General features: G+C 64.2%; 3 protein-coding genes. All 3 read right to left on the bottom strand.

Features of this window, described 5'->3' with window-relative positions; translation table 11 throughout:
• Window positions 1–370 (bottom strand): ATP-binding cassette domain-containing protein (locus EN932_RS34025; RefSeq protein WP_128369434.1); only part of this gene is annotated, 370 nt, incomplete at its 3' end.
• Complete coding sequence (locus EN932_RS34020) at window positions 363–1,100, bottom strand: ATP-binding cassette domain-containing protein (RefSeq protein WP_013533018.1); 738 nt, start codon at window positions 1,098–1,100, stop codon at window positions 363–365. The genes EN932_RS34025 and EN932_RS34020, both read right to left, overlap by 8 nt.
• 66 nt (window positions 1,101–1,166) lie before the next feature.
• Entirely contained in the window at window positions 1,167–2,354 is a 1,188-nt protein-coding gene (locus tag EN932_RS34015) for an ABC transporter substrate-binding protein (protein WP_127368786.1), read from the bottom strand.
• Window positions 2,355–2,415 lie beyond the last annotated feature (61 nt).

Genomic DNA, 2,415 nt, shown 5'->3' with positions numbered 1-2,415 from the left:
GGCTGATCAGGCCGAGCCGTGTGTCGCGCGACAGAGTCGAAACGGCGAAGTTGTCGAGCACCGACTGCGTCGGGAAAATGCCGTTGGCGCGTCGGTCGCGCGGCAAATAGGCGATGCCGCTGGCGACAGCCTTGCGAAACCCGGTGATCTTGCGGGACGCATCCGATGCACCGAGTTCAATCGAGCCGCCATGCGGCGGTTCCAGGCCAGCAAGCATCTTGAGAAACAGCTCCTGGCCATGACCATCGAGGCCGGCAAGCCCGACGATCTCACCCGGAGCGATTGCCTGCGTGATCGGGCTGGCGCCGGGCGCGATGACGAGTTCGCGAACGGCAAGACCACCAAATTCGAGAGCGGTGCGATCAGCCATGCGCAAGCTCCGCGGCGGTACGTGGCGCCATTGTCTTGAGAAGCTCAGCCGGCGTCGAAGCGCCGCGCTCTTCGGTGCGCACCACGCTGCCGCCCCGCAGGATCGAGATGCGATCCGAAAGCGACATCACCTCGTCCATGCGGTGGGTGATGAACAGGATCAGGCAGCCCTCGCCGGCAAGCGCACGCATCAACGAAAAAACGGATTCGCGATCGGCGAAGTCGAGCGCGGCGGTGACCTCGTCGAGGATCAGGATCTTTGGGTTGCGCACGATCGCGCGAGCAAGGACGACCAATTGCTGCGCGGCGAGCGGCAGCAGGCCGGCTGGCATGTCGAGAGGGACGTCGGTGACCGCGAAGCGCTTAAGCGCAGCTTTCGCCCGGTCACGGCGCTCGTTGCGGGGCACAGCGCGCCGGACCAGCCCGTCGAGGCCGAGCAGGATGTTGTCGGTCACGCTGCGATCCGGCGCGATCAGCACCTCCTGGAACACCGTGGCGAAGCCTTGCGCCTGGAAGGCCGAGGGGTTGGCGCCCGAGAACGGCTTGCCGTGCAGGAGGATCGCGCCGCTGTCCGGCTGGACGATGCCGGACAACAGCTTGACCATCGTGCTCTTGCCCGAACCGTTCTCGCCCAGGATGGTGTGGATGGTTCCCGCCCGAAACGCGATCGATGCGTCCGCGAGCGCGATCGTCTCGCCATAGCGTTTGGATATGGTTTTGACTTCAAGCATGTCGCATTTCGATGCTGGCAGGCCGGCTCCCCGAAAGGAGCCGGCCTGTTGAGAGATTAGCAGGCGTCACTTTGCACAGGCATCGGGCACCTTCGAATAGTCCCAGCCCTTGGTTGGCGCCGGGTTCGAGAAATAGGCGTCGAGCCATTCCTCCGGCATCGGATCTTTCGGCGGGATCGGGAAGATAGACACGGCGTCCGTCGTCATGCAGTCCTTGTACCAGGCACCGAGATCGGCGGTGTGGACAGGCGGGATCGGGATCAGCAGCGTGTTCAGCTTCGGCTTCTGCCCGTCGAGCATGCGCTCGCCGACGCGGAACAGCGTCTGCGCGGTCCAGTGCGGCAGCACCGCATGGCCTTCGAAGCGGTACTTGTCGGGGTTGGCCTTCCAGTAGCCCAGCGCATCGCCGGTGATCGAGCCGGTGATCAATGGTGCGGGCCGGCCGGCTTCTGCGAAGGCTTCGGCGACGACGCGGCTTTCGCTGCCTGTCGTCCACACTGCATCGATCGGCGCCGGGTTGGTGGCGATCGCCTGCAGCACCACGGTCTTGGTGACGTTGGCTGTCCAGTTGCCATTGACATTGCGCGAGATCTTCAGCTTCGGATTTTCAGTCAGCGCCTTGTCCGCGCCCTGGCGCTCCTGCACCACGATCGGGTGTCCGGCGATGCCTTCGACCAGAAGGATGCTGGCGCCGTCCGGCTGCGCCTTGCCGATCGCCGCCATCATGTCGTAGCCCCAGCGCGCATAGTTGGAATCGACATTGATGGCGTTCGGGCTGGTCACCGAACCGGCAGCGGTGATGAACGGAATGCCGGCTTTGGCGGCAGCGTCGATCGCATCATCGAGTGCCGTCGCCGAGCCCGGGATCGAGGTGATGATCGAGCACTTCTTGTCGATGAAGGCGCGGATCTGGTTGATCTGCTGGCTGGCGTCGTTGTTGGAATCAGACACCTCGAAGCTGGACACCGTTCCGTCGCCGATCAGCCCGTCGACGAGACGCTTCAATTCCTTGGTCACCGTGACCCGCCACGGATTGCCCTGGTAGGATTCCGAGTGGCACCATTTCCACGGTTTAGGCGGCGCTGTGAAATTGTCCCAGGCCGAAGGCAGCACCTTCTGCGGCGCGCCGTCATATTGCGCCTTGAGTTCGGTCGGCAGCCCGCCGATGACGCCTTGCACATCCTGCGCAAAGGCGGTCGTTGCAAGCGAGGCAAGCGCGGTTGCGGCCAGCAGGCCGCGGATCATTCCTGTCATCTCGTTCTCCTCCGTTCGGTTTGGTTCAGGCTCCTCCACCGGCAGCGCCGGACACCTGCAC

The organism is Mesorhizobium sp. M7A.F.Ca.US.002.01.1.1 (assembly GCF_004022955.1).
In the GTDB taxonomy this organism is placed as follows: domain Bacteria; phylum Pseudomonadota; class Alphaproteobacteria; order Rhizobiales; family Rhizobiaceae; genus Mesorhizobium; species Mesorhizobium ciceri.
Note: the sequence above shows the minus strand (reverse complement) of the source record. Positions and strands in the feature narration are given on the sequence as shown.

Bases quoted from the DNA above. Each gene is read 5' to 3' on its own strand.
- EN932_RS34020 (WP_013533018.1), bottom strand. From the start codon at position 1,100: ATGCTTGAAGTCAAAACCATATCCAAACGCTATGGCGAGACGATCGCG.
- EN932_RS34015 (WP_127368786.1), bottom strand. From the start codon at position 2,354: ATGACAGGAATGATCCGCGGCCTGCTGGCCGCAACCGCGCTTGCCTCG.